Origin of the sequence: Thermopetrobacter sp. TC1 (assembly GCF_000746275.1) — a bacterium.
Taxonomy (GTDB): Bacteria; Pseudomonadota; Alphaproteobacteria; order Rhizobiales; family Aestuariivirgaceae; genus Thermopetrobacter.
In genome coordinates, this window is the sequence record NZ_JQKX01000013.1 from 42381 (window position 1) to 65580 (window position 23200).

The 23200-nt window shown below is 59.3% G+C and carries 22 protein-coding genes and 1 tRNA gene; 17 read left to right on the plus strand and 6 right to left on the minus strand.

What is annotated here, in order from left to right:
* Nucleotides 1-18 precede the first annotated feature (18 nt).
* The 10 genes from EK16_RS01245 to EK16_RS01290 all read left to right on the plus strand — a co-directional run bounded on the left by EK16_RS01245 (nucleotide 19) and on the right by EK16_RS01290 (nucleotide 8502).
* Complete coding sequence (locus EK16_RS01245) at nucleotides 19-495, plus strand: sulfur reduction protein DsrJ (RefSeq protein WP_156098418.1); 477 nt, start codon at nucleotides 19-21, stop codon at nucleotides 493-495.
* Complete coding sequence (gene dsrO, locus EK16_RS01250; RefSeq protein ID WP_081910132.1) at nucleotides 492-1271, plus strand: sulfate reduction electron transfer complex DsrMKJOP subunit DsrO; 780 nt, start codon at nucleotides 492-494, stop codon at nucleotides 1269-1271. Before EK16_RS01245 ends, dsrO begins: the two co-directional genes overlap by 4 nt.
* Before the next feature lie 24 nt (nucleotides 1272-1295).
* A complete protein-coding gene (gene nrfD / locus EK16_RS01255) occupies nucleotides 1296-2540 on the plus strand; it encodes an NrfD/PsrC family molybdoenzyme membrane anchor subunit (RefSeq protein ID WP_038033850.1) in 1245 nt (414 codons plus the stop codon).
* Nucleotides 2541-2882: 342 nt separating this feature from the next.
* Nucleotides 2883-3524 carry a DUF4202 domain-containing protein gene (locus EK16_RS01260; protein ID WP_038033852.1) on the plus strand — a complete coding sequence of 214 codons (642 nt, stop codon included), beginning with the start codon at nucleotides 2883-2885 and terminating at the stop codon, nucleotides 3522-3524.
* Nucleotides 3525-3794: 270 nt separating this feature from the next.
* Nucleotides 3795-5219, plus strand: coding sequence for a cobyrinate a,c-diamide synthase (locus EK16_RS01265; protein WP_038033854.1), 1425 nt, complete (start codon nucleotides 3795-3797; stop codon nucleotides 5217-5219).
* Nucleotides 5220-5367: 148 nt separating this feature from the next.
* Nucleotides 5368-5853: a hypothetical protein gene (locus tag EK16_RS01270; RefSeq protein ID WP_051928743.1), complete on the plus strand. Its 486-nt coding sequence runs from the start codon at nucleotides 5368-5370 to the stop codon at nucleotides 5851-5853.
* A gap of 3 nt (nucleotides 5854-5856) precedes the next feature.
* On the plus strand, nucleotides 5857-6471 hold the full coding sequence (locus tag EK16_RS01275) for a TetR/AcrR family transcriptional regulator (RefSeq protein ID WP_038033855.1): 615 nt from the start codon (nucleotides 5857-5859) through the stop codon (nucleotides 6469-6471).
* Between the two features lie 240 nt (nucleotides 6472-6711).
* Entirely contained in the window at nucleotides 6712-7104 is a 393-nt protein-coding gene (locus tag EK16_RS01280; protein ID WP_038033857.1) for a DUF6858 family protein, read from the plus strand.
* A 309-nt stretch (nucleotides 7105-7413) separates the two neighbouring features.
* Nucleotides 7414-7974 (plus strand): outer membrane protein, encoded by a 561-nt coding sequence (locus EK16_RS01285; RefSeq protein WP_038033859.1) that lies wholly within the window; start codon nucleotides 7414-7416, stop codon nucleotides 7972-7974.
* 162 nt (nucleotides 7975-8136) lie between these two features.
* Nucleotides 8137-8502 (plus strand): DsrE family protein, encoded by a 366-nt coding sequence (locus EK16_RS01290; RefSeq protein ID WP_038033862.1) that lies wholly within the window; start codon nucleotides 8137-8139, stop codon nucleotides 8500-8502.
* Nucleotides 8503-8827: 325 nt separating this feature from the next.
* Here EK16_RS01290 and ctrA read toward each other — a convergent pair whose 3' ends face one another.
* Entirely contained in the window at nucleotides 8828-9577 is a 750-nt protein-coding gene (ctrA, locus tag EK16_RS01295; protein ID WP_051928744.1) for a response regulator transcription factor CtrA, read from the minus strand.
* A gap of 558 nt (nucleotides 9578-10135) precedes the next feature.
* Between ctrA and EK16_RS01300 the strand changes: the two genes are divergently transcribed.
* Nucleotides 10136-10528 carry a flagellar export protein FliJ gene (locus EK16_RS01300; protein WP_197059567.1) on the plus strand — a complete coding sequence of 131 codons (393 nt, stop codon included), beginning with the start codon at nucleotides 10136-10138 and terminating at the stop codon, nucleotides 10526-10528.
* A 229-nt stretch (nucleotides 10529-10757) separates the two neighbouring features.
* Here the strand turns inward: EK16_RS01300 and EK16_RS01305 are convergent, their stop codons facing one another.
* A complete protein-coding gene (locus tag EK16_RS01305) occupies nucleotides 10758-11033 on the minus strand; it encodes a CtrA inhibitor SciP (protein ID WP_038033864.1) in 276 nt (91 codons plus the stop codon).
* 859 nt (nucleotides 11034-11892) lie between these two features.
* Between EK16_RS01305 and mnmA the strand changes: the two genes are divergently transcribed.
* Both mnmA and EK16_RS01315 read left to right on the plus strand, forming a co-directional pair.
* The gene (gene mnmA / locus EK16_RS01310; protein ID WP_231573557.1) at nucleotides 11893-13125 is read left to right on the plus strand and encodes a tRNA 2-thiouridine(34) synthase MnmA; all 1233 of its coding nucleotides are present in this window, start codon (nucleotides 11893-11895) and stop codon (nucleotides 13123-13125) included.
* 204 nt (nucleotides 13126-13329) lie between these two features.
* Complete coding sequence (locus EK16_RS01315) at nucleotides 13330-14028, plus strand: class I SAM-dependent methyltransferase (RefSeq protein WP_231573558.1); 699 nt, start codon at nucleotides 13330-13332, stop codon at nucleotides 14026-14028.
* A 226-nt stretch (nucleotides 14029-14254) separates the two neighbouring features.
* Here the strand turns inward: EK16_RS01315 and EK16_RS01320 are convergent, their stop codons facing one another.
* The 3 genes from EK16_RS01320 to rpiA all read right to left on the minus strand — a co-directional run bounded on the left by EK16_RS01320 (nucleotide 14255) and on the right by rpiA (nucleotide 17593).
* A complete protein-coding gene (locus tag EK16_RS01320; protein ID WP_038033867.1) occupies nucleotides 14255-15628 on the minus strand; it encodes a DUF2207 family protein in 1374 nt (457 codons plus the stop codon).
* Nucleotides 15629-16027: 399 nt separating this feature from the next.
* Entirely contained in the window at nucleotides 16028-16618 is a 591-nt protein-coding gene (locus tag EK16_RS01325; RefSeq protein ID WP_051928746.1) for a thioredoxin family protein, read from the minus strand.
* 273 nt (nucleotides 16619-16891) lie between these two features.
* Complete coding sequence (rpiA, locus tag EK16_RS01330; protein ID WP_038033869.1) at nucleotides 16892-17593, minus strand: ribose-5-phosphate isomerase RpiA; 702 nt, start codon at nucleotides 17591-17593, stop codon at nucleotides 16892-16894.
* Nucleotides 17594-17858: 265 nt separating this feature from the next.
* Between rpiA and EK16_RS01335 the strand changes: the two genes are divergently transcribed.
* From EK16_RS01335 to EK16_RS01355, 4 genes are all read left to right on the plus strand, one after another.
* Nucleotides 17859-17935, plus strand: a tRNA-Met gene (locus tag EK16_RS01335).
* Nucleotides 17936-18309: 374 nt separating this feature from the next.
* Entirely contained in the window at nucleotides 18310-19671 is a 1362-nt protein-coding gene (locus tag EK16_RS01340; RefSeq protein WP_231573559.1) for an FAD-dependent oxidoreductase, read from the plus strand.
* Nucleotides 19672-19881: 210 nt separating this feature from the next.
* Nucleotides 19882-20607, plus strand: coding sequence for a Rieske (2Fe-2S) protein (locus EK16_RS01350; RefSeq protein ID WP_038033874.1), 726 nt, complete (start codon nucleotides 19882-19884; stop codon nucleotides 20605-20607).
* 112 nt (nucleotides 20608-20719) lie between these two features.
* Nucleotides 20720-22093: an NAD(P)/FAD-dependent oxidoreductase gene (locus tag EK16_RS01355; protein WP_197059568.1), complete on the plus strand. Its 1374-nt coding sequence runs from the start codon at nucleotides 20720-20722 to the stop codon at nucleotides 22091-22093.
* Between the two features lie 22 nt (nucleotides 22094-22115).
* On the opposite strand, the gene EK16_RS01360 is transcribed toward EK16_RS01355, so the two are convergent.
* The gene (locus tag EK16_RS01360) at nucleotides 22116-23198 is read right to left on the minus strand and encodes a hypothetical protein (RefSeq protein ID WP_038033877.1); all 1083 of its coding nucleotides are present in this window, start codon (nucleotides 23196-23198) and stop codon (nucleotides 22116-22118) included.
* Between the last annotated feature and the right edge of the window lie 2 nt (nucleotides 23199-23200).

Here is a 23200-nt window from a genome sequence, read left to right on the forward strand (position 1 = left end):
AGCAGTGACGGGCCTGCCATGGGACGTGCAATTTCCAGACTGATGGCGATCATGGCCCTGTGCCTCGGCGTCACCTTCGTGGTGACGTCGGCACAGGCCGGCGACATCGTGCCGAAGGTGCCCATCGACAAGACGAAGGGCTCCTGCGTGCTTCCCGGCGAGCAAATGAAGCGGGAGCACATGAACATCCTCAAGCATCGGCGGGATCAGACCATGTATCAGGGGATCCGGGGCGGCAAGCCTTCGCTCGAGCAGTGTCTGACCTGCCATGCCGTGAAAGGGGATGACGGCAAGCCCGTCACTGTCGCATCCCCCAAGCATTTCTGCCGCGTGTGTCATGACTATGCGGCGGTGCAGGTGGACTGCTGGACGTGCCACAAGTCGGTGCCGGAGAAGAACCCCTTCAAGGCGGCGGAAAACGGCATGATGTCCAAGAAGATTCTCCGCGCCGAAGTCGAGGGGCTGAAGACATATCTCGAGGGAGGGGCGAAATGAGCGATCGTGACCGCAAGCCTGATGCACCGACCTCGGAGGTGGATGCGGCGCGTCGTGCCTTCCTGCGCAAGATCGGCGCGGCCAGCACCCTGACCCTGGCTCCGGGGGTGGTGCTTTACACCATGGAGGGCACGGAGGCGCAGGCCAAGAAGCCCGGTGAGCCCCTGGATCCGAAGAAGCGCTGGGGGATCGTGATCGATACGACCAAGTGCACCTCGGGCTGCGAGGTGTGCGTTGAGGCGTGCAAGAAGGAGAACGGCTGGGAGGCGAAGCCGGGCTCGCGCACGGATGTGCAGTGGATCCGCAAGGTTGACGTGAAGGATCCCAAGACCGGCTTTGCCATGTCGCTGCCGGTGATGTGTCAGCACTGTGCCAATCCGCCCTGCGTGGATGTGTGTCCCACCGGCGCCTCCATGAAGCGGGCCGACGGCATCGTGCGGGTGAACATGCACATCTGCATCGGCTGCCGCTATTGCATGATGGCCTGCCCCTACAAGGCGCGCTCCTTCGTGCACGAGGATATTCCGGAAGAGCGCAAGCGCTTCCATGCGCCCATGGGCAAGGGCTGCGTGACCAGCTGTGACATGTGTGCGCATCGTGTCGATGTGGGGCGCATCCCGGCCTGTGTGGAAGCCTGTGACAAGGGCGCGATGATCTTTGGCGATCTCAATGATCCCACCTCGGAGATCGCCCAATACGTGGCGAAGTTCCCGACCCAGCAGATTCGGGCGGATCTGGGCACCGATCCCGGCGTGCGTTATGCGCGCCTGCCCTGATGGCATGAGGGGAGTGAAGGAGTGATGAAACACGTTCACTATTCCGAGCTGGAAGGGCGCGTTGGCTATTACGTGACGCTGGGCATTCTCGGCGCCCTGATCGCGATGGGGCTGCTTGCGGCCTATTACATGGAGCATCACGGCCATGTGGTCACGGGCATGACCAACGAGATCGTCTGGGGCATGCCGCATGTGTTTGCCGTGTTCCTGATCATCGCCGCCTCGGGCATCCTCAACGTGGCCTCCATCGGCTCCGTGTTCAACAAGACGGCCTACAAGCCGCTGGGGCGTCTGTCCTCTGTGCTGGCGGTGGCGGTGCTCGCCGGTGGTCTGACCATTCTCGTGCTTGATCTGGGCCGGCCGGACCGCCTGATCATCGCCATGACGCACTACAACTTCAAATCCATCTTTGCGTGGAACATCTATCTCTACAACGGCTTCTTCGCCGTGGTGCTGATCTATCTCTACACGCAGATGTCGCGCATGTGGTATGTGCAGCGCTACAAGAAGGCGGCCGGCACGCTGGCCTTCCTGTGGCGCCTGATCCTGACCACGGGTACCGGCTCCATCTTCGGCTGGCTGGTGGCGCGGCAGGCCTATGACCTGGCGGTCTATGCGCCGATGTTCATCGCCCTGTCGTTCTCCTTCGGCATGGCCATCTTCCTGCTGGTGATGATCAGCATCTACAAGGCGGTGGAGCGGCCGCTGGGCACGGGGCTTGTCAATCGCATGGGCCGGCTGCTCGGCGTTTTCGTGGCGGCGGCGGCCTATTTCGTCGCTATCGCCCACCTGACCAACCTCTATGCGGCCGAGCATTGGGGCGTGGAGCGCTTCCTGCTCTTCGGCGGCAATGTCTATACCTTCCTGTTCTGGGTGGGGTTCGTGCTGATCGGTACGGTGCTGCCGCTGTTCCTCGTGTTCTCCAGAAGCGCGCGCACCAGCATGAAGCCGGTGGTGATCGCCTCGCTGGCGGTGATCGTGGGGGGCTTCTCCCTCGTCTACTTCATCATCATCGGCGGCCAGGCCTATCCGCTGGTGCTGTTCCCGGGCAAGGAGGTCTCCAGCTCCTTCCATGAGGGCGTGATCAATCCCTACAGCCCCAGCTTCCCGGAGATCATGCTGGGCATTGGCGGGGTGGCGCTGGCGCTGGCGATCACGGTTTTCGCCACCAAGGTGCTGCGGCTGCTGCCCAATTCGCTGGCGGATGCGGATGTGGATCCGCATCTGGCGAGCAAGGGCGAAGTGGTGGAGCTGAAAAAGGCCGCCTGACCAGGGCGCATCCGCTGCATGCCATCTGACCGAAATCGCTTTCGGTCAGCTAGGCTGAACAGGATAACCCGATGAACACACACGGGCCCGCTCAAACCAGGCGGGCCCTTGTTTTTTTTTTTTTTTTTTTTGGCTTCGCAATGGCTTGTTCCATTTGTGAAAAAGGAAATTCATGTGAGGGGAAGCCTCTCGAATTTGAATGAACGATGTTGATGGTGCTTTCAGGACCGCGCGCTTAAAGGGCTTGTGGCTTTCGCGTTGTGGAAGGCGAATTGTTGCGGGGGTGGATGCGTCCTATTTTCAGGGGCACGGTCTCGTTTGCAAGGGTTTCAGGGGAGTGTCATGACCACCGACAGACTGGCTGCCGTGCTTGCGGATATTGATGCCGCCAATGCCGAGGATCCGCGCCGCGATGTGCTGAATGGCGAAGAGCTGCCCTTTGAGGTCGTCTATTCGCGGCGGATGCTTAAGCGCCTGGAGAAGATGTATCCGGATGCGCCGGATGTGCTGAAGATTGCGGCCTATGGCCAGCATGTGCGCCGGTTCGACATTCCGCGTTCGGACTTTCCGGAAGGACGGAAGGGCTACAATCAGTGGCGCAAGGCCTGTCGGGAGCATCATGCCAGGGTTCTGGGGGATATCATGCGCCGGCATGGCTATGCGCAAGAGGATATCGCCGAAGTGCAGAAGCTGGTGAAGAAGGAGCAATTGAAGAAGGACCGGCTCAGCCAGGCGCTGGAAAACGTCGTGGACGTTGTGTTCATCGAGCACTATCTGCAGCCGTTCATCGACAAGTATGCCCACTATGACGAGGACAAGCTGGTCGATATCGTGGCCAAGACGCTTCTGAAGATGTCGCCCAAGGGGCATGAGGCCGCTTTGGCGCTTGATCTGCCGGCTGAGCACCGCGCCCTGATCGAGAAGGCCATCGCCAAGGTGAGAGACCGGCTTGAGGCCATGGCCGATAAAGCGCTGGACTGGTAAGACCAGCTTGCATCATGAACCATCCACCGCATCGCACCGTTCTGTGGGGTAACGGAAGCAGGGGCATGCCGGCCTTGATCGAACGGGCGCCTTGATGCTTGAGTGAAACTGCCAGGGCCTGCCCGTCCTTTCGTTGCAGTATCTCCCGGAATGCGGTCTGTGCGCGCGCTGCATGGCGCGGGCGGTAAAAAGCGGGCTTTGCGGGAGAGTGCTGTTCAATGGGCTGTCCTGGCCCCTGGCCTGTATTGGCGCTGCCGGAGAGACATGAGCATGCAGCTTCCACGTCTGTTCATCGCCGCCGCACACAAGTCATCGGGAAAAACCACGGTGTCGCTGGGCCTTGCCGCCGCCTTGCGCGCCCGGGGGCGGCGGGTGCAGAGCTTCAAGAAGGGGCCGGATTATATCGATCCACTCTGGCACCGGCTGGCATCGGGCCGGCCCTGCTACAACCTGGACTTCAACACCCAGGAGCATGACGAAATTCTCGCGCTCTTCATCCGCAAGGCGCAGCAGGCCGATATCAGCCTGATCGAGGCCAACAAGGGGCTGTTCGACGGCATTGATCTGAAGGGAGCGGATTCCAATGCGGCGCTGGCCGCGTTGCTTGAGGCGCCGGTGGTGCTGGTGATCGATACCGTGGGCATGACACGGGGTATTGCGCCCCTGCTCATCGGTTATGAAACCTTTGCCCGGCGCATGTCCGAGCCGGTGCGGATTGCGGGCGTGATCCTCAATCGCGTCGGCGGGCCCCGGCATGAGGACAAGCTGCGGGCGGCGGTGGAGCATTATACGGACATGCCGGTTCTGGGCGCGGTGCCGCGCGATCCGTCCATGGTGGTGCAAGAGCGGCATCTCGGCCTGACCACGCCGGGCGACATGGCGCGGCTGGAAGAGCATCTGGCGGCCATTGGTGAGCGGATTGCCGGGCATGTTGCGCTTTCACAGATTGAGGATATAGCCACTGAAGCGGCCCCGCTGGCGCTCGGGGCACACGCCGAAACCGTGAGTGACCTCGAAGGCGGTGCGGCGTCTTCTCCTGGGTCAGCAGAACGCGTGCGCATCGCCATTGCGCAGGATGAGGCCTTCTGTTTCTACTATCAGGATGATCTGGAGGCCTTTGCGCAAGAAGGGGCGGAGCTTGTGCCGTTCAGCCCCGTGCATGACAAACGGCTGCCGGAGGAGATTGACGGGCTTTTTCTGGGCGGCGGCTTTCCGGAAACGCACATGCATGCCCTGGCGGCCAACCGCAGCATGCGCGAAAGCATCCGTTGCGCCATTGATGCCGGGCTGCCGGCCTATGCCGAATGCGGCGGGCTGATGTATCTGGCGCGCGAGATTGTCTGGAAAGAGGCGCGGGCGGAGATGTGCGGTGTGCTGCCCGGGCGGGTGGTCATGCATGAACGGCCGCAGGGGCGTGGCCTCATTCGCCTGCGGGCCACGGGCGATGCGCCCTGGTCTCCGATCTCGCCGGGAGAGACCCTGCGGGCGCACGAGTTTCATCACGCCGCTTATGAAGGCGCAAGGGATACTGCAGGTGCGCGCCACGCCTGGGCGGTTCTGCGCGGACACGGCACCGATGGGCGGCACGATGGCCTGATCGTCAATAACCTGATCGCCGGATTTGCCCACCTGCGTCATACGCGGCAGTCGCCCTGGGTTTCGGCTTTCGTGCGCTTCATTCGCTCTCGCATCTAACTTCCCACCGCCCTTGCAAGGTCGGCTACATTGCCGAAAAAAGGTGGTATGTGCGATCATGTTGAGGCTTGACGTGGGTGAGCGACCGGGAGTAGTGAGTTATTCATAACCTCTTTATCATGCATCCATTCCGGCTTCTCGTCCGTCCATGAAAACCGCGTCCATATCCGGTTTGTGCTGTCTCGGGTTTGCAATCATTTTCCTTCTGATAGCGGGGGCGGCGCTCTTTTTCCTGATTCGCGGACAGGTTCAGACGGCCGATGACGGGCGTGTGTCCATCCTGCTGGCGCCTAAGGAGCGCAATCTTGTGCTTGGCGAGATGCGCGGCTTTCTCGAGGCGGTTCAGACCATGACCGAAAGCATGAGCGCGGGCGACATGAAAACGGCGGCGGAGGCCGCGCGCAAGGTGGGGCGCGTGGATCTGAAGGATCTGCCGCCTTCTCTTGTTCTCAAGCTCCCGGCAGAGGTGAAGGCGCTTGGGCTTGACACCCATCGTGCTTTTGCCCAACTGGCGCGGGATATCGACAACGGGCTATCGAAAGAAAAAGCCTTTGCCCGTCTGGGTGAAATCCTCAACAATTGCACGACATGCCATGCCGGTTACCGGCTGGATCCACAGATCAGGGGGCAATGATCGATGCGTGTTCGCAAAACGGCAGAAGTAAGACGTCAGGAAATTATCGAGACCACGCTGCGCCTTGCCGACGAGGTGGGGCCGGATCGCTTAACAACCGAGATGATCGCCCGTGAGGTGGGCCTCTCCCAGCCCGGCATCTTCCGCCATTTTCCCAAGAAGGAGAATATCTGGGAGGCGGTGGCGCTGGTCCTTTCCGAGAGGATGCGCAAAATCTGGGAAGAGGCGAAGGAAGGCGAGGAAAGACCGCCGCTTGAGCGCCTGCGGGAGCTGGTGCGCCGTCACCTGCAGCTGATTGAACAGACGCCGGCACTGCCCGCCATTCTGTTTTCCCGCGAGATGCATCTGGAGAACGAGGCGCTGCGCAAGGCCTTTTTCGGCACCATGCAGAAGTTTCACGAGCATCTCACGGAGCTGCTTTCCAAGGCCAAGGAAAGGGGCGAGCTGCGGCCTGATCTGGACGTGGATGATGCCGGTTATCTCATCATCGCCATCATCCAGTCCTTGGCGCTGCGCTGGAGCCTTTCGGGGCGGTCGATGGATCTGGTGAAAACGGGCGAACGCCTGCTGAAGACCCAGTTTGCGGGCTTTACCTGCCAGGTGGCGGAGAAGGGTTGATCTCCTCTCAGGCAGCACGCACCTGAACTTTCTTTGAAGAAGATGGTGAAAGGCGGAAAAGGGATGCCGCCTTTCTCGTTCCTTGCTCGTTTTCGTCATGTGGAAGGGGGCAATGGAACTTGATCACAGGCGAACGGTGCGCTTCGGTGCAGAAAGGGCGCGTGAACCGGGGAACGGCAAAAGCGTGGATAAAGCCGTTTTCAAAAACACATCACGGATGCCAAAAAGGATACGACGGCCATGAAGAAGATCATGCTGCAGGAGACCTATCCGGTCTTTCTCATGGAGGTGAACAAGGATGAGACCACCTTTACCTCCGTTGACGAGATCATCGACTTTCTGCGCCAGAAGGCGGAGGAACATCCGAAGGTGACCTATATCGCCACTTTCGATCATCTCGCCCATACGAAGTCGATCGGTGGTGAGATCGACGATGCCATTCGCGAGGCCAAGGAGGCAATCTTCTGCTTCGGCACCAAGCTGCCGGGGCCGGCGGTGTTGGCGGTGCGGCCACGGGCCATTGGCGTTGCCGACCTGGGCGAGAAATTCGTGCTCACCTTCATGGAAGCGCCCATGCCTGTTGCCAATGATGCCATGACGGAATGGGTGCAGGCGGTGCGTAACAAGGCGTGATCGCTGTTTGCTATCCCAGAGCAAGGATTCCCAGCGGGCCGCATTCTTTCATAGGATGCGGCCGTTTTTTCATGCGTGTTTTCCGCCAGAATCACCTCCTGCAGGAGACATTTTCAGAAATGAACGAAAAATGGTTTTTGGGTTGTCGTTCGCTTGATGGCCTGATGCACATTGACACAGGTTTTCCGTTTTGTTCCGGGTTGCATGCGTCCTTGCCATGCAATTGCCACGATTGATTTAAGGAATCGTCAAACATCGCTGCTAGGCTTTGTCATGAGGCGGATACCGCAATGACAAGGAGGTGGATCCATGAAACGATTCCGCAATGCCCTTCTGGGGGCGGGGCTGTTGGCGGCTGCGACGGCTCCGGCTCTGGCGGCCGATTATTATGACAGCGGCACGACTCCGACGGCGGCCACGGGGCTTTACGTGCAGCTTGATCTGGGCGGTTCGCTTCTGCGCTGGGACGGGCTGCGGGATGATGAGGCCTTCACCATCGACGGCGGCCTTGGCTATCGCTTCAATCCCTATATGCGTGCCGATGTCCTGTTCAATTACGCCGGAAAATATGACATCGGCGGCGGCACCGATCTCTCCGCCAGCTCGGTGATGGGCAATCTCTATTTCGATCTGCCGATTGAGGGGCTGCCCTTCAAGCCCTATCTTGGCGCCGGTCTTGGATACGGCTGGGCGACGCGCAGCCCCGGAGATGACGATGGTGGCCTGGCCGTGGCGTTCAAGGCGGGCCTGAACTGGACGCTCACTCCCAATCTCGAGCTGGATACGGGCTATCGCTTCCGTGACATTATGGTGGACGGCCCCAACGTGACCGAACACCAGTTCCTCGTGGGCTTGCGTTACAGCTTCTGAGCCATCTTGTGATGGGTTGACCGCTAAGACCGCAAAGCCGGGCGGGAGAAACCTTCTCCCGCCCTTTTTGTGTGATCTTTTCCTTGTCAGCAAAGGCGAAGCATGTATTCAATCGCGCAAAACCCGGCTTGAGCAGCAGCACGATGGCGAGGAGGAACGATCATGGCGAAGCTTGTTTTCATTTCCACCCATGGCGCCGATGACGTGGAGCGGGCCTCTCTGCCCTGGGCTCTTGCAACGGCCTCTTTAGCGGCGGGGCATGAGGTGCACATGTATCTGCAGGGGCCGGCGGTGGAGCTGCTGAAGAAGGATGGCAATGCCGATTCGTTGCAGCATGAGCCCTTTCCCTCGCTGGGCGAGCTGATCTCGCTGTTTCTGGAGGCGGAAGGGCATCTCTACGGCTGTGCGCCCTGCTTGCAGTCGCGCTCGCTGAAGCAGGAGGATCTGCTGGATGGCGTGCAGATCGTGGGCGGTGCGGCGATGGTGGACCAATGCCTGACGGCGGACAAGGTGTTCACCTATGCCTGATCCGTTTTATGCGGGCGAAAATCGCGTTTGCTGATACATGAGAATGAATGCATCTACGGCCGCTTGAGAAAAGGGCGCACACTACATGACACAACGTTGCCGCCTTTCTCGTCACCCCGTAGATCAGCCTTAGGTCTCGTGCTGCAAGCGCATGCGATTGTGGCCCGAGATACCGGCTGATCTACGGTATGACGAAATAAGTGTCGTGTAGTGTGAAAAGGGTAGCCTTTTTGCCTTTGATGGCAGGATACATGAGCCGAATCTGCCAAAACGAAACGGGCCGGATTCTATCCGGCCCGTTTGCCGTTCAAGGAATTTCTGCTGATCAGGCGCTGGCCTTTTTCTTGCTCTTCTTCTTTTTGCCGCTGTCGGCGTTATCGTTGCTGGGCGGCACATTGGTGGGATCATCGCGCAGCACATAGCCGCGGCCCCAGACGGTCTCGATATAGTCCTTGCCGCCGGTGGCCTGCTTGAGCTTCTTGCGCAGCTTGCAGATGAAAACGTCGATGATCTTCAGCTCCGGCTCGTCCATGCCGCCATAGAGATGGTTGAGGAACATCTCCTTGGTCAGCGTCGTGCCCTTGCGCAGGGAGAGCAGCTCCAGCATCTGGTATTCCTTGCCGGTCAGGTGCACGCGCTGGCCGTTGACCTCCACGGTCTTGGTATCGAGGTTCACCTCGATCTCACCGGTCCTGATGATGGACTGGGCATGCCCCTTGGAGCGGCGGACGATGGCCTGGATGCGGGCAATGAGCTCATCCTTGTGGAAGGGCTTGGTCATGTAATCATCCGCCCCATAGCCCAGGCCCTGAACCTTGTGTTCGATGTCGCCCATGCCGGAAAGAATGAGCACGGGCGTGTCCACCTTGCTGACACGCAGCGTCTTCAGAACGTCATAGCCGCTCATGTCAGGCAGGTTCAGGTCCAGGAGGATGATGTCATAGTCATAGAGCTTGCCCAGATCCACGCCCTCTTCGCCAAGGTCCGTGGTATAAACGTTAAAGCCCTCTGATTTGAGCATCAGCTCTATGCTCTGGGCCGTCGCCGGATCGTCTTCGATAAGCAGAACACGCATCTGAATTCCCCTTCCCTCCAGCCGGATCGCCCTGGGCGTCAGCCGGAGCACAGTCTGCCTTCTACCCAAACGTTTCAAATCCCGTCTCGCCCCCGGCCTGACGACGGGAATTCCGTCATTCAGGGGCTAACCGCCCGTTAAGATAAACGGGATTGGTTAATCAAAACCTAAACGCCACTGCTGACCCGAAACTGGACGGAAACCACACCCCTTAACGCGATGCACTCACATGACGGGGCGATTGCCTTGCGTATTTCGATTGATCCACGGCCAAAAGGCCAAGCCCCTTACAAATCATGAAAAAACGCGTTTTTGCGCGCAGATTCGCCCGCCGTTTACCACACCTTAAACGCATGCTGGCACCATGGGAACAGGCAAGGAGGCGTCCGCCCGCGCCAGCGAATGCTAGATGATTCGGGCGTCCTGGCAAAGCGCCGACGTCTTCTGCCGGGTCTTGAGAAAGTTCAGCAGGACAAGGCGGCGATGCTGCGTTCGGGGGCATGGGCATCGTCTTGCCGGGTGAGTGAGAGTGGTATTGCGTAAACAAAAGAGGGCAGCATGCGTCCCAAGGACTGGCAGGCGAGACTGAGGCTGCATCGGTTCCGTGTGGAGGAAGCGCGGCGGCAGGTTGCCGAGATCGAGCTGATGATCAGCGAGTTCTCGCGCAAGAAAGACGAACTGGACGAGTGCATCCGCTACGAGGAGGAGCGCTGCGGCATCACCGATCCCAAGCATGTGCAGTATCCGCCTGCGGCGCTGGACATGCGCCGGCGGCGCGACAACCTGGTGCGCTCCATTGACGATCTGAAGGAGCAGCTGAAGGTGGCCGTGGAGCGGGCGGAAGAGGCCGAGCGCGAGCTTGAGCGTGTGGAGATGCTCAGCGAGAAGGCGGGCGAGGCGCCGGTGATTGCGGGGCGCGGCGGCCGTGCGCAGGTGGGAAGCCGCGTCTGAGCCCTCTTAAAGCTCCATACTTCTTTCTCTGCAAATTCCTTGCTGGCAGATGCCGGGGCCCGGGTCCGAGAAGGGATCCGGGCCTTCGTGTTCCAGGGCAGATTGTCAAAGCTCTCTCTTGCCCCCATATGGTCGGACTGATGGCTGGCGGGCAGGGATAAAAACACGCCCCGGCAGGAAGCACCGGGGCGTGTCTTTAAGTGAAGGGGCTCCTGTTCCTCGGTGAGGGTCAGGAGCGATATTCCTTCAGCTTTGTTGTGCGCAGGCCCTTGAGGCCATATTTATCAATGGAGCGCTGCCAGCTGAGGTATTCCTCAACCGTCAAGGCATAGCGCTTGCAGGCCTCTTCGAGAGACAGCAGGCCGCCACGCACCGCCGCCACCACTTCCGCCTTGCGGCGCACAACCCAACGCTTGGTGCCGGGCGGTGGCAGATCGGCAATGGTGAGAGGGCTGCCGTCCGGGCCGATGACGAATTTCACTCGGGAACGCAACTGACCAGTCATTACGCCAATACGCCTTCTTGAAGGTTACGCCACTTACTGACTCCTGTCTTGCAAGCTAGCCCTGCGGATTTAAAAAAGGTCTAAGTCAATGCAAACAAATTCCTAATCAAGCGTCTCGCCTATGGGAAACCGGCACCCTACACGACGCGTGCATCGTCATACCGTAGATCAGCCGGTATCTAAGGCCACAAACGCATAAGTTTGCGGCCCGAGACCTAAGGTTTCCGCCCAAGCGTGTCCAAGGAAGTTCAAGAAGCATGAGGTTGTCGTCTCATCGACCGTAGAAAAAAGACTTTCCACGAAATAGGGAGTGTTTGTTTAACTCATTGATAAATCATATAAAAACGTCATTGCCGGACTTGTTCCGGCAATCCAGGGCCAGGAATGAGGTGTTTTTGGTGGGCGGTGGTGCTCACCAGCAGGCTTGATCTGAGCCGTATGCTTTTTTGAAAGGGGTTCCCTCTCTGAGGATAGAGCCTGGAAGAACCGCTCTTGACTGCCATTACTGCATTCTTAAATCGCCCCTGGATGCCCGGGACAAGCCCGGGCATGACGTAAGTGGTTGATATTCAATGTAAAAATAACACTCCCCCAAGTTTTGAAAAGGGGGAAAATGCCTAGATAAAGGCATCTGTGTAGCATGTGATTAATCACCTTCCTCGTCGCGAAAATCATTTGCAACACACAAAGCAATTTAATTGGACACGACTGGGCTTTCGCCGGGGGGACGAGTAAGATGGCGACGTTATGTCGTTAGTATGGGAAACCGGGAGGCCTTGCTGCCTGATGGCAGATGTGCGGTGCTTCTCCCGGGTGGTTAGGCGATTGATCCGGCACAGTGAAGGAGCCATTCACGACCATGCCCCTTGATGAGGACATTCTGGCGCGGGTTCACGCCGCCATGGACCTGGACGGGACGGCCAGGGCGCACCGGGTGGTGGTGGCGATGTCGGGTGGTGTGGATTCCACCGTCACCGCCGGGCTTTTGAAGGCCGCGGGCTATGACGTGATCGGCATGACCATGCGCCTGTATGAAGACGCAGGCGAAGAGGCCTGCCGCCGCTCCTGCTGTGCCGGGCGGGATATTGTGGATGCGCGCCTTGCTGCCGATAAGCTGGGCATTCCGCATTACGTTCTGGATCTGGAAGAGGTGTTTCGCGAGAAGGTGATTGAGGCCTTTGCCGAATCCTATCTCGCCGGGGAGACGCCTATCCCTTGTGTGGAATGCAACAAGCATCTGAAGTTCGATGCGCTGCTGGCGCGGGCCGAGGCGCTGGGTGCTTCTGCCCTGGTGACAGGGCATTACGTGGAATCGCGAAGGATCAATGATGCGGGCGGGCGGCGCGGGCTGTTCACGCCGCGGGACATGAGCCGGGATCAGAGCTATTTTCTTTTCGCAACGACACAGGCGCAGATCGATACCCTGCGTTTTCCTCTGGCCTCTTTCACCAAGGCGGAGGTGCGGCGCATCGCGGCCGCGCTGGGCCTGATGCGGGCGGCGGAAAAGCCGGCCAGTCAGGACATCTGTTTCGTGCCCTCAGGGGGTTATCGCAAGCTTCTGGAAAGGCTGCGGCCCGACGCTCTGGTGCCCGGGCCAATCGTGCACGTGAACGGGCGTGTGCTCGGCACGCATCAGGGGATTGCCCTGTTCACCATAGGACAGCGGCGGGGCCTGGGCGTGGCGCTGGGCGAGCCGCTTTATGTCGTGGGCATCGATGCGGCGCGGCACACGGTGATCGTGGGGCCAAAGGAGGCGCTGGCGGTGTCGGAGATGGTCCTGCGGGATGTCAACTGGCTGGGGGATGTGCCGCTGCCGAGCGCGGATGCGCCGCTTTCGCTTCATGTGAAGATCCGCTCAACGCGCCCGGCGCGGCCTGCCTGTGTCTGGCGGGATGAGCAGGGGCGGGTGCGCGTGCGTCTGGCCGAGCCCGATCATGGCGTCTCGCCGGGACAGGCCTGTGTCTTCTACGAAGGCCCAGGAGCGGGAAAGCGCATTCTTGGCGGCGGCATCATTGATGCCACAGTGGTGCCATGGTTATCGGAACAATCCGGGGTGAATCGCGCGGGGCACGCTGCGCGAGCCTTCTTATGATTTCATTGCATCAGCATTTTGTCCGGGTGCGTGACAATCTTAAAAAGCGGCAAGGCCGGCCGGCGGCGTTTGCATCGTTCGTCGCATGCGTGTAGAGTGCGCCTTGGTTTGAAATGCCACGAGGCTGCACATCCGGGGGTTCTGGCGCCATGTTCTGGCGCCTTTTCACGAGCCGCCGGGCGAGGGGAGCAGCGGGAGGTCGAATTGACGGAACAGCGACTGGTTGAGATGGGCGAGCACGCCGTGAAAAAGGCCTATGCGCGGTGGGCGCCCATCTATGACTTCACCTTTGGCATCATCGCAGATTCCGGCCGCAAGCGGGCCGTGCGCCACATCAATTCGCTGCCGCCCGGCCGGGTGCTGGAGGTTGGCGTCGGCACCGGCATTTCCCTTCCCAGCTACAAGCCGGAACACCGGATTACCGGCATCGATCTCTCGCCGGAGATGCTGGCCAAGGCGCGTGAACGGGTGCGCAAGGCGCGGCTTGAAAACGTCGAGGCCATCCTGGAGATGGACGCGGCGGACATGAGCGCCTTTGAGGATGATTCCTTCGATGTGGTCGTGGCCATGTATGTGATGACGGTGGTGCCCGATCCGGTGAAGGTGATGAAGGAGCTGGAGCGCGTCTGCCGCACGGGGGGCGAGGTGATTGTCGTCAATCATTTCAGCCAGGAAAAGGGCCTTCGCGGCACGCTGGAGAAAGGCATGGCCCGTTTCGCCGAGGATCTGGGCTGGCGGCCGGAATTTCCCAAGGATACCATCCTCGTGTGTGACCGGCTGAAGCTCGTGGACGAGGAGCAGCTCAAGCCCTTCGGCCTGTTCACGATGATGCGCTTCAAGAAAATGACCTGCGCACCGGAACAGGACGTGGCCACGCTCTCAAGCCGGGTGGCCGCGCAATAGGGCTGGCGCGGGCGTTTTGCCCGGGAAACAGAGCCAATGCGCGAATGAAAGGCACGCTACGCGCCCCCCGCATCGTCATGCCGTTGATCAGCCGGAAATTTAAGGCCATAAATGCATGCGTTTGCCGCAGGGGGCCTGTTTTTTATCAGGGTGGCGCAAAAGATAACGATGTCATGGTGTTTTTGAGTGCCGAAAGAGCGTTGCATGTTGGGCTGTTTCGGCAAACTCATTGATTTAACGAACCATAAGTCCCGGCAGGATTGACCGTTGTGCGTGGGATCATTTCGGTTTGCTGGTGTCCGCCGATGACAGGGCTGTTCGGTTGCAGCGGAAACGCACCTTTTCCTGCCTGCTGTGGATTGATCTCAGGAAAATTGGCCTGGGAGCGTTCCACGCCATAATTCGCTTCCATCGGAGGCAACCACTTCCTGAAGGCGCTTGTCCATTCCTGTTCCACGCCGAGGGCAACAGCCCAAGGGAGCAGCGCCTGATACTTCGAGGCGGACATGGGCCGCGCAGACAGATGCATGGCCTGATGCGGATGATGCCCCGCCGTTGATTTCAAGAACATGCGCAGTCCTTCCAGCTCATCGAGCAAGCGGCGGGCCTCTGGTGTAGGACGCGGAAGCAGGTACCAGGCCGCCATGATGACGGATGGAAGCACCAGAAGTACAAGAAACAAAGATAGATATTCTAATAGGAAATTTTTATTACTTTCTTTTATTATTAGGGGGTCCATTGGAATATTGGGAAGCAATATAAAAAACATAATAAATAAAGTTACAAGCAAGACAAGAATGGCATGAAAATTATTCGCTTTGTGCCCAAAAGATTGCATAATGAATTTGATTATGCGATATATAAATGGAGATATACCTATTGATGCAAAAAACAATCCAAGACGAAGGATAAACAGTCCTGAATGTATTTTTAAAATGTAAGATATATCAAAAAATATAAATACAAGAGAGATTATAACTGCAATAATTATTCCAGCTTTTATAATATTAGAATTTTTGTCAATAAAGTGTTTTTCAATATAAGTATTTAATTCACGGCCAAATCTTTTTCTTATATCTTTGGCCAATTTCGATTTGCGCTTATCCAGTATGAGCTGATTTTCATCGGAAAACAGTATTTTCATCAGCTGTTGTTCCTCAGGTGGAAGCGTAGTATCCGCTTGTTTGAGTTGTATTAGGCGGGTTTCATCGGTCTTTCGTTTTATGCCGATGTATCTTTTCGTTGCCAGCGAAACGAGTGCGGTGGTGAAGGCCCGATGCGTATCGGGCACTTTGCGCCAGACCACGTCTTTCAGGAAAACCGCCTGTGCCGGACTCAGGTTCTCTGGCGGCTCCCAGCGTAGTGCAATGGCCGCGGGGGAGGGATTGCGGCCGGCAAGCCACCACGCAGTTGCATATATGGCGATTACTGCCGCTGTGCCTGATACCACCCAAACGAACAAAATTTTAGGAGAGGGTGTGGGCAAGTCGAAGTTGTCTGTGACAAAAGAGTGTATTTCTAAAATAAGAAACACGATAAGCATCGATCCCATCATAATGATCTCGAATATGACCGGTCGATTTGAACGGCTCTTTTTCATGATATCCTCCTAATGTTTTGTCTGATTATGATTGATGTCCTAAATGCACTTTCGGTGTCTGCCGCTGATTTTCAGCCTCCATCACGAAATATTTAATTTTTTTCACAGCCATGACTTGCCTTTATCGTATGTCCCTTACGTAAGGTTGAGCTTAAGGAAAAAAAGAAAATGAAAAGAAAACGAGCCGTGCTGTTTGGTCAGTGCGGCCCGTTCGAGACTTTGGGATGCGTCCTTGTAAAATTCGACGCGCATATTCTGACGGCTGGAATCTTCGCGTCATCTTGTTGGCTTTTTGTGCATGGAAAGCCTTGGTTATTCTCTGCGGACGAAAAAGAGCAGCCCGTTAAAGAAAAGGGCTGCCCGCGGGCAGCCCCTTGTGTTTGAAAGGTTTTCTTCTTTTCAGCATCCGCGGCCGGCGGCCAGGGAGAAGGGGTCGTTGCCGGGCTTCCACTTGATGGAGCAGCCCATGGACGGCACCTGATCCTTCGGGCCCTGGCCGGTTTCGGCGACCTGCATCATGGCCTCGAACAGTTCGCGACGGGCATCCGGCGCGGCCGGTTCCTTGCGGGATTCATCAAGACGGCCGCGATACTGAAGCTCGCGGTTGGCATTGAAGCCGAAGAAGTCCGGCGTGCACACCGCGCCGTAACGCTTCGCCACCTCCTGGGTCTCGTCATAGAGGTAGGGGAAGGGAAAGCCGTGCTTTTCGGCGAACTTTTTCATGTTCTCGAAGGAGTCTTCCGGATACTGCTCGGCATCATTGGAAGAGATGGCGACAAAGCCGATGCCGTTGGCCATCAGCTCCTTGGCATCACGCACGAGACGGTCGACAATGGCCTTCACATAGGGGCAGTGGTTGCAGATGAAGACAACCACCGTGCCCTTTTCGCCAGCGATGTCATCAAAGGTGTAGGTCTTGCCATCGACGCCGGGCAGTTCGAAATCCGGCGCTTTCCAGCCAAAATCGCAGATGGGTGCCTGTGCGGCCATGGTTTCTTGCTCCCTGCTTCGTTCCCTGTGTGCCAGAAGTTGAAACTAAAATTCGCCTATTGGCGAATTTTCACACCACCCACCGCCCCGCGCCCCCGCCCAACCACCCAATATTGTGTGTGCTCAGGGTGCCTGGGCTGGGACGCAGGGCGGTTTGATGCATGTTTTGTTTAAAACGCCTTGCATCCGTTCAGTCTTTTTGCAGACGCCTTTTCATCACGCAATCCGCCCTGCGCCGTTCATCCATCCGGCGGGAAAGGCGCGGTGGGGCTTTCATGCGTTCAAGGTCTGCACGCCTTCCTCGGTGGCGACAAGGGCGGTGGTGGCAATGCCGACAAAAAGGCCCTGTTCCACGACGCCGGGAATGGCAATCAGCGCCTCGGCGAGGGCGGCCGGCTGATCAATATGGCCGAGATGACAGTCCACGATGAGGCCGCCGTTGTCGGTGATGAAGGGCTGGCCATCCTTTTCGCGGATTTTCAGCTCGCCAGAGAGGCCAAGCGCGTCCAGCACGCGGCGGATCTTGAGGATCGTGGCCTGCGCGCCGAAGGGCAGGATCTCCACCGGCAGCGGAAAGCGGCCGAAGGTTTCCGCCGTCATCAGCTTGGTGGAATCGGCGATGACCACCATGCGGGCGGAAGAGGCGGCCACGATCTTCTCACGGGTGAGTGCCCCGCCGCCACCCTTGATGAGCACAAGGCCATCGGGATGGATTTCATCGGCACCGTCCACGGTCACGTCCAGCTCCGGCAGATCATCGAGCGCGGCCAGAGGGATGCCAAGGGCGCGGGCGCGCTCTTCCGATGCGATGGATGTGGGCACGCAGGTGACGTTCAGCCCGGCGCGCACCTTTTCGCCGAGTGCATCGATGAAATAGTTGGCTGTGGATCCGGTGCCCAGCCCCACCTTCATGCCGTCCTCGATATAGGCGAGGGCCGCTTCCGCGGCGGCCTTCTTCTGAGCCTCGATATCCATGATCGTCGCTTCCCCTCCTGTCTGGTTCGTTGAAAGGTCAGGGCGAATGTTCATGCAAGCCTTACCGCTTGACCCATGGTCATAGCAGGCCGGAAATGGGCTGGCAAAGCGATGTGATGCCCCATGGGCCATCGCCTGCGGCCTGCGGGAAAAATCGGCGCGCGCGAAAGCGAAAAGGGCTTGACTAGAGGCCGCCCGCCTTCCTATATCGCCAGTGCATCGCCGCTTGCACATGCCAAGACGTTGCCGGCGGTGCACCGTGCATGGCGGGGTAGCTCAGTTGGTTAGAGCAGCGGAATCATAATCCGCGTGTCGGGGGTTCGAGTCCCTCCCCCGCTACCATCGATACCGGTCCGGCACGCCCTTCCTTTCCTTTCAGTTCCCCTCCTTCCTCCGAACAGGTGTTCGGATACGCTACGTGTTTCCGTGAAATTCGGCATCCTCGGCGTGATTCGGCCGAACAGGGGTGTTTTTTGCCCGGCGCTTTTCCCTGACAGGGAACAGGCGGAGAATCTAGGGGCAAAATCCGTTCTCTTGTGAGAGGGCGGAACTTCCTGCAGAATGCACCCGACCGGCCGGCAGCGGGGAGCAGGCCCTGAAAACACACAATCAAGAAAACGGGCCCCGGGAAGAGGCCATTCCCCGGCCTTTCCCTCTTCCTGTTGCACAGGCCGGCAGGAAACGTTCGGTCAGGATCAGAGCAGGAGGGTGCATTCATGGCGGAAAAGAAGACCACCGGCCGCAGGGCCGGGATGGACCGGCGTGACTTTCTGAAAACGGCCGGTCTTGCCGGCGCGGGTGCCGTTGCCGGGATGGGCGGCATTGTGGGATCGGCTGCACCTGCCGCGGCGGCCGTTGCCGGGCCGCTGGGGCGGGCTGCGGATCTGCCCCCGCGCAAGGGGCAGCGGGTCGTGGTCGTGGGCGGCGGCTGGTCCGGCCTGACCCTGGCCAAGTATCTCAAGAAGGCCAATGCCGATTTCGATGTCGTCCTTGTCGAACCCAATGCCATGTTCATGTCCTGCCCGCTGTCCAACCTGTGGCTGGGCGGCGTGATCGGCATTGACATCCTGCTGCATTCCTACGTGGAGGCTGCCCGCAACAACGGTTATGTCTGGCTGCAGGCCATGCTGGTGCAGCTCGACCGTGAAAAGCGCCGCGCATGGACCACGGCCGGCTATATCGATTACGACTACATCGTGCTGGCGCCGGGCATCGACTATGACTATCCCTCGCTGGGCGTGAAGGATCCGGCCGAGGCCGCCATAGTGGCGCAGGCCTATCCGGCAGCGTTCAAGCCCGGTTCCGAACACCTGTCGCTGAAGGAAAAGCTGGACAATTTCGAGGAAGGGACCTTCGTTCTCAATGTGCCGCCGGGCAACTATCGTTGTTTGCCGGGGCCCTATGAGCGCGCCTGCATGATCGCCTCCTATTTCAAGAAGGAAGGGATCAAGGGCAAGGTGCTGCTGCTGGACCCGAACGAAGAGCCGACGATCAAGGCAGAGGGCTTCCTGAAAGCCTTCGAGGAGCTTTACAAGGATGTGCTGGAATATCACACGGCCACGACGATCACGGGCGTGGACGTGGGCAAGAACCAGGTGATTACGGAATTCGGCGAGATTGAGTTTGCCGATGCCTCGCTCTATCCGCGGGTGCGGGCGGCCCGGCTCATTGAGGATCTGGGGCTCAATGATCCGAAAAGCCGGCAATATGAGGCGAAGATCGATCCGTTTTTCTACAACGTGCCGGGAGACCTGCACACCTATGTGACCGGCGATTCGCGTTCGCAGCCCTTCTCCAAATCCGGCAACACGGCCAATACGGAGGCGAAGGTCGTGGCAAAGATCATCGCCGCGCGTGCGGCCGGCAAGGAGCCGAAGTGGGAGAGCCCCAACACCATCTGCTATTCCATGGTGAACACCGATCCCAACGAGTCCATCATGGTGGATGCCAAATACACGTTCACCAAGGACAAGGGCTGGGATTTCACGGATGTGAAACTGATCACGGAGCGCTCGCGGCAGTTGGGCAAGGCCAATATCGAATGGGGCAAGGGCCTTTATCGCGACATGTTCATGTGAACGGACGCGGCATGCATGAACACAGGTGCTTGATTGAGGGCCCATGCCGTCCGGCCGGGTGCGGGGCGTGTCTGCAACACGCAGACAGGAAAGAGGCGGCGGCGTTGCGCGGATGGGTGCTCGTCGCCGTCTCTTTCAGGGGGTTTTCCCGCGTTCATCCGGAGGCGGCGGGCGCCGGGACGGGGAGAGAGAAGAAGACGGGATGGTGACATGACCGAGAAGACCGATCGCCGCCAGTTCATCCGGCTGTGTGGCAGAACGGCGGCCGCAATGGCCGTGGCCCGGGCGGCGGGGCACAGGGTGATTGCCCCGGCCTTTGCTCTTGAAAATCCGCCGCGGGTCAGGCTGGTCAAGGCGGATGGCAGCCCCCTGAAGGCCAAGGACCTGCCGCTGCATGCCAACTGGATCTTTCACTATCCCTATCACTCCTCGCCGGCGCTGCTGATCAAGCTGGACGATCCCGCCCCGCCCACGGAAGTGGAGGACAAGGACGGCAAGGCCTACACCTGGCCGGGTGGTGTGGGGCCGGACAAGAATATCGTCGCCTATGCCGCCATCTGTGCCCATGCGCTTTCCTATGACAGCAAGGAGACGGCCTTTCTCAACTACCGCCGCGAACGCAACCAGATGACGGGGCACGGGCGCGTGATCACCTGTTGCGCCCATGCCAGCGTCTATGATCCGGCAGCGGGGGCGAAGGTGCTGGCCGGTCCGGCCAAGTTTCCGCTCGCGGCGGTGCTGCTTGAGCACAGGGCGGAGACGGATGAGCTTTTCGCCGTCGGGCTGATCGGCTCGGAGCTTTATGGCGAGTTTTTCAAGGCCTATCGCAAGGAGCTGCGCAAGGCATTCGGCCGCAGCAGATACAAGAAGATGGTGGAAGGCGACGTGGTGGCCATGCCGGTAAAGGAATATTCCGAAGACGCCATCAAGTGCTGATGCATGCCGGGTGTCGGCAATCCGCCGTGATGTGGCCGGGTCATTCCGGTGAGCGCTCCGTACGGATGGCTGGCCTGCAATCTTGAACGTCTTGCGCCAGGGGATGGAAACCATGCAGGAGAAAAAGGGCAAGGGCCCCAGCCGACGCGACATCATCCGCTCCGCCGGTGCCGCAGCGGTCCTGGGCGCGGCGGCCGGGGCTTCCGCCGCACCGGGCGGTGCGGTTACGGCGCCCCGCCCACCACGCGCCTTTTCCCGGCAGGCGGAGGTGCCGGGTTTTGGCAAGGCGCGTGTCGTGATCGTCGGCGGTGGCTGGTCCGGGCTGGAGGTGGCGCGGCAACTCAAGAAGTTGAAGCCGGAACTAGACGTCGTTCTCATTGAAAAGCGCGCGACGTTCTTCTCCTGTCCGCTGTCCAATCTGTGGCTGGTGGGCAAGCTGCCGCTTGAGGAGCTGATTCACAGCTATACCGATGCGGCCCGCAATCATGATTATACCTGGCTGCATGCGGCGGTGGTGGACGTGGATCGGGAAAGGCGCGTCGTTTACACCGACGAGGGCTGGCTGACCTATGATTTTCTCGTGCTGGCGCCGGGCATCGATTACGATTACGCCCGCTATGGCGTGCCGGACGCCACGGAGGCGGCGCGGCTGCGCTCCATGTATCCGGCGGCGTTCAAGCCGGGATCAGAGCACATCACGCTCAGGCACAAGCTGGAGAATTTCGAGGAAGGCATCTTTCTGCTCACGGTGCCGCCGGGCAACTATCGCTGCCTGCCGGCGCCTTATGAGCGCGCTTGCATGATCGCAGGCTACATGAAGGAGAATGACATCAAGGGCAAGGTGCTGCTGCTGGACGTGCATGACGAGCCGCCTTTCAAGCCCGATGGCATCAACGAGGCCATCAACGATCTTTATAAGGATCACATTGAGATCGTGCGGGGCGTGAAGGTGATGGGCATTGATGTCTCCAGACGCACACTGCACACCAACAAGGGGGACATCACATTCGATGACGCCGCCATCTATCCCCCGGTTCGCGGTGCGAAAATTCTGGAGCGCATCGGCATTGCCAAGACGGATGAGCCGGGGCTGTTCGCCCATATCGATCCGGTGAAATATCATGTCATCGGTGATGAGCGGGTGTTCGTGGGCGGTGATGCGCGGCCGATGCCGTTCGTCAAGGCGGGCTTTGCCGCCAATTACGAGGCCGGGCACATTGCACGCATCATCACGAACCAGATGGACGGCAAGGAGATGGGGCCGCTGCAATCGCCCGGCATGATGTGCTATGTGGCGGTGAATGCCGATCCTTTGCAGTCGGTCGCCTTCAAGATCAGCTTCGGCATGGTCTATGACCGCAAGACGGGCGGGTATGTCTTCCGGCAAACGGCGCAGGCCTTTGTCAATCGCTCGCGTGCCTTCGGCAAGGCGAACCTGCAATGGGGCCGCTCTCTGTTCAATGAGATGTTCTACAGTGCGCTGTGATTTTGCCCGGGGCTGATTTTGTTCATTTCACCGCACCGCGGCGCAGCAGGCGCGGCAGGTGGCGGATGGCGGCAAAGAGAGGATGGCGGCGCTCGAAAGGCGTCAGCTCGATCTTCTCACCGGTGTGACGGGCGATTTTCCAGGCGATGTAATCGGCACCGCCGGCGAAGGTGAACGCCGCCTTGATGAGGCGGAGGACGGAAAGGATCTTGCCCTCAATCTGCATGAAGCGTAGGGCCGCTTTTGAAAGCGAGGCGGGTGGCGGGGTATTGGCCGCGTCCTGCATATTGTTCGAGACAAGGGTGCCATCTTTTTCGTCACCCCGGCGCAAGCCGGGGGCGCGTGCCGCAGGCTCATGCGTTTGTGGCTTGAGATACCGGCTTTCGCCGGTATGACGTTGTGCATGACGAAGAATGTGCGCTTCCTGTTCGATCAGGGCGCAGGCCGCAGTCATGAAGGCGTGGTTGCGGGAGACGATGAGGCGGGCGCGCTCCGGCCCCTCAACGCGCAGCTCGCTGGCATAGGTGGCGATCAGGGCCTTCTGCCATACATCCGGACAGGATGCGGAATCGCTGGCGAGGCGGCGGGCGAAGGTGAGCATGGTGCGCACGGCTGTTGCCAGCGCCGAGATCACCTGTTCTCGCACCGCCTCGTCCTGCGTCCAGACCAGACGGCTTGGCTGGGAAAAACGGGCCCAGAAATAGGGATTGCGCACCTTATCCTGCATGCGGGCGGTGAACTGGTCCAGGGTGAGGCAGGCGTATTTTGCCCGCCAGGTGCGCGGGCCCTGTGCGGTCTCTTCCTTTACCTCGAGATAGTAGACATTGGGCGGCAACAGGCGGCAGCCAAGGCGGGAGAGGGGATTGTCGCTGATGGCTGTGCTGTCAAACGTGAGAACATAGAGGTCAACGAGGCTTTCTTCCGGCGAGGCCTCGCGCAGGGTGGAGCCATAGGCGAGCACGGCGGCCACGCCACGCCCCTTCTGATGGCGCTTGCGGGCTTCCTCAGTGAGCAGGCGCACGGGTGCCGGCACCGGAAGGTCGATGGTCCTGGCGATTAAGTCTTCCAGCGTTGCCGGAGAAGCGTGTGCGCGATCATCAATCATGG

Bases quoted from the DNA above. Each gene is read 5' to 3' on its own strand.
- EK16_RS01245 (WP_156098418.1), top strand. From the start codon at position 19: ATGGGACGTGCAATTTCCAGACTGATGGCGATCATGGCCCTGTGCCTC.
- dsrO (WP_081910132.1), top strand. From the start codon at position 492: ATGAGCGATCGTGACCGCAAGCCTGATGCACCGACCTCGGAGGTGGAT.
- nrfD (WP_038033850.1), top strand. From the start codon at position 1,296: ATGAAACACGTTCACTATTCCGAGCTGGAAGGGCGCGTTGGCTATTAC.
- EK16_RS01260 (WP_038033852.1), top strand. From the start codon at position 2,883: ATGACCACCGACAGACTGGCTGCCGTGCTTGCGGATATTGATGCCGCC.
- EK16_RS01265 (WP_038033854.1), top strand. From the start codon at position 3,795: ATGCAGCTTCCACGTCTGTTCATCGCCGCCGCACACAAGTCATCGGGA.
- EK16_RS01270 (WP_051928743.1), top strand. From the start codon at position 5,368: ATGAAAACCGCGTCCATATCCGGTTTGTGCTGTCTCGGGTTTGCAATC.
- EK16_RS01275 (WP_038033855.1), top strand. From the start codon at position 5,857: ATGCGTGTTCGCAAAACGGCAGAAGTAAGACGTCAGGAAATTATCGAG.
- EK16_RS01280 (WP_038033857.1), top strand. From the start codon at position 6,712: ATGAAGAAGATCATGCTGCAGGAGACCTATCCGGTCTTTCTCATGGAG.
- EK16_RS01285 (WP_038033859.1), top strand. From the start codon at position 7,414: ATGAAACGATTCCGCAATGCCCTTCTGGGGGCGGGGCTGTTGGCGGCT.
- EK16_RS01290 (WP_038033862.1), top strand. From the start codon at position 8,137: ATGGCGAAGCTTGTTTTCATTTCCACCCATGGCGCCGATGACGTGGAG.
- ctrA (WP_051928744.1), bottom strand. From the start codon at position 9,577: ATGCGTGTTCTGCTTATCGAAGACGATCCGGCGACGGCCCAGAGCATA.
- EK16_RS01300 (WP_197059567.1), top strand. From the start codon at position 10,136: ATGCGTCCCAAGGACTGGCAGGCGAGACTGAGGCTGCATCGGTTCCGT.
- EK16_RS01305 (WP_038033864.1), bottom strand. From the start codon at position 11,033: ATGACTGGTCAGTTGCGTTCCCGAGTGAAATTCGTCATCGGCCCGGAC.
- mnmA (WP_231573557.1), top strand. From the start codon at position 11,893: ATGCCCCTTGATGAGGACATTCTGGCGCGGGTTCACGCCGCCATGGAC.
- EK16_RS01320 (WP_038033867.1), bottom strand. From the start codon at position 15,628: ATGAAAAAGAGCCGTTCAAATCGACCGGTCATATTCGAGATCATTATG.
- EK16_RS01325 (WP_051928746.1), bottom strand. From the start codon at position 16,618: ATGGCCGCACAGGCACCCATCTGCGATTTTGGCTGGAAAGCGCCGGAT.
- rpiA (WP_038033869.1), bottom strand. From the start codon at position 17,593: ATGGATATCGAGGCTCAGAAGAAGGCCGCCGCGGAAGCGGCCCTCGCC.
- EK16_RS01340 (WP_231573559.1), top strand. From the start codon at position 18,310: ATGGCGGAAAAGAAGACCACCGGCCGCAGGGCCGGGATGGACCGGCGT.
- EK16_RS01350 (WP_038033874.1), top strand. From the start codon at position 19,882: ATGACCGAGAAGACCGATCGCCGCCAGTTCATCCGGCTGTGTGGCAGA.
- EK16_RS01355 (WP_197059568.1), top strand. From the start codon at position 20,720: ATGCAGGAGAAAAAGGGCAAGGGCCCCAGCCGACGCGACATCATCCGC.
- EK16_RS01360 (WP_038033877.1), bottom strand. From the start codon at position 23,198: ATGATTGATGATCGCGCACACGCTTCTCCGGCAACGCTGGAAGACTTA.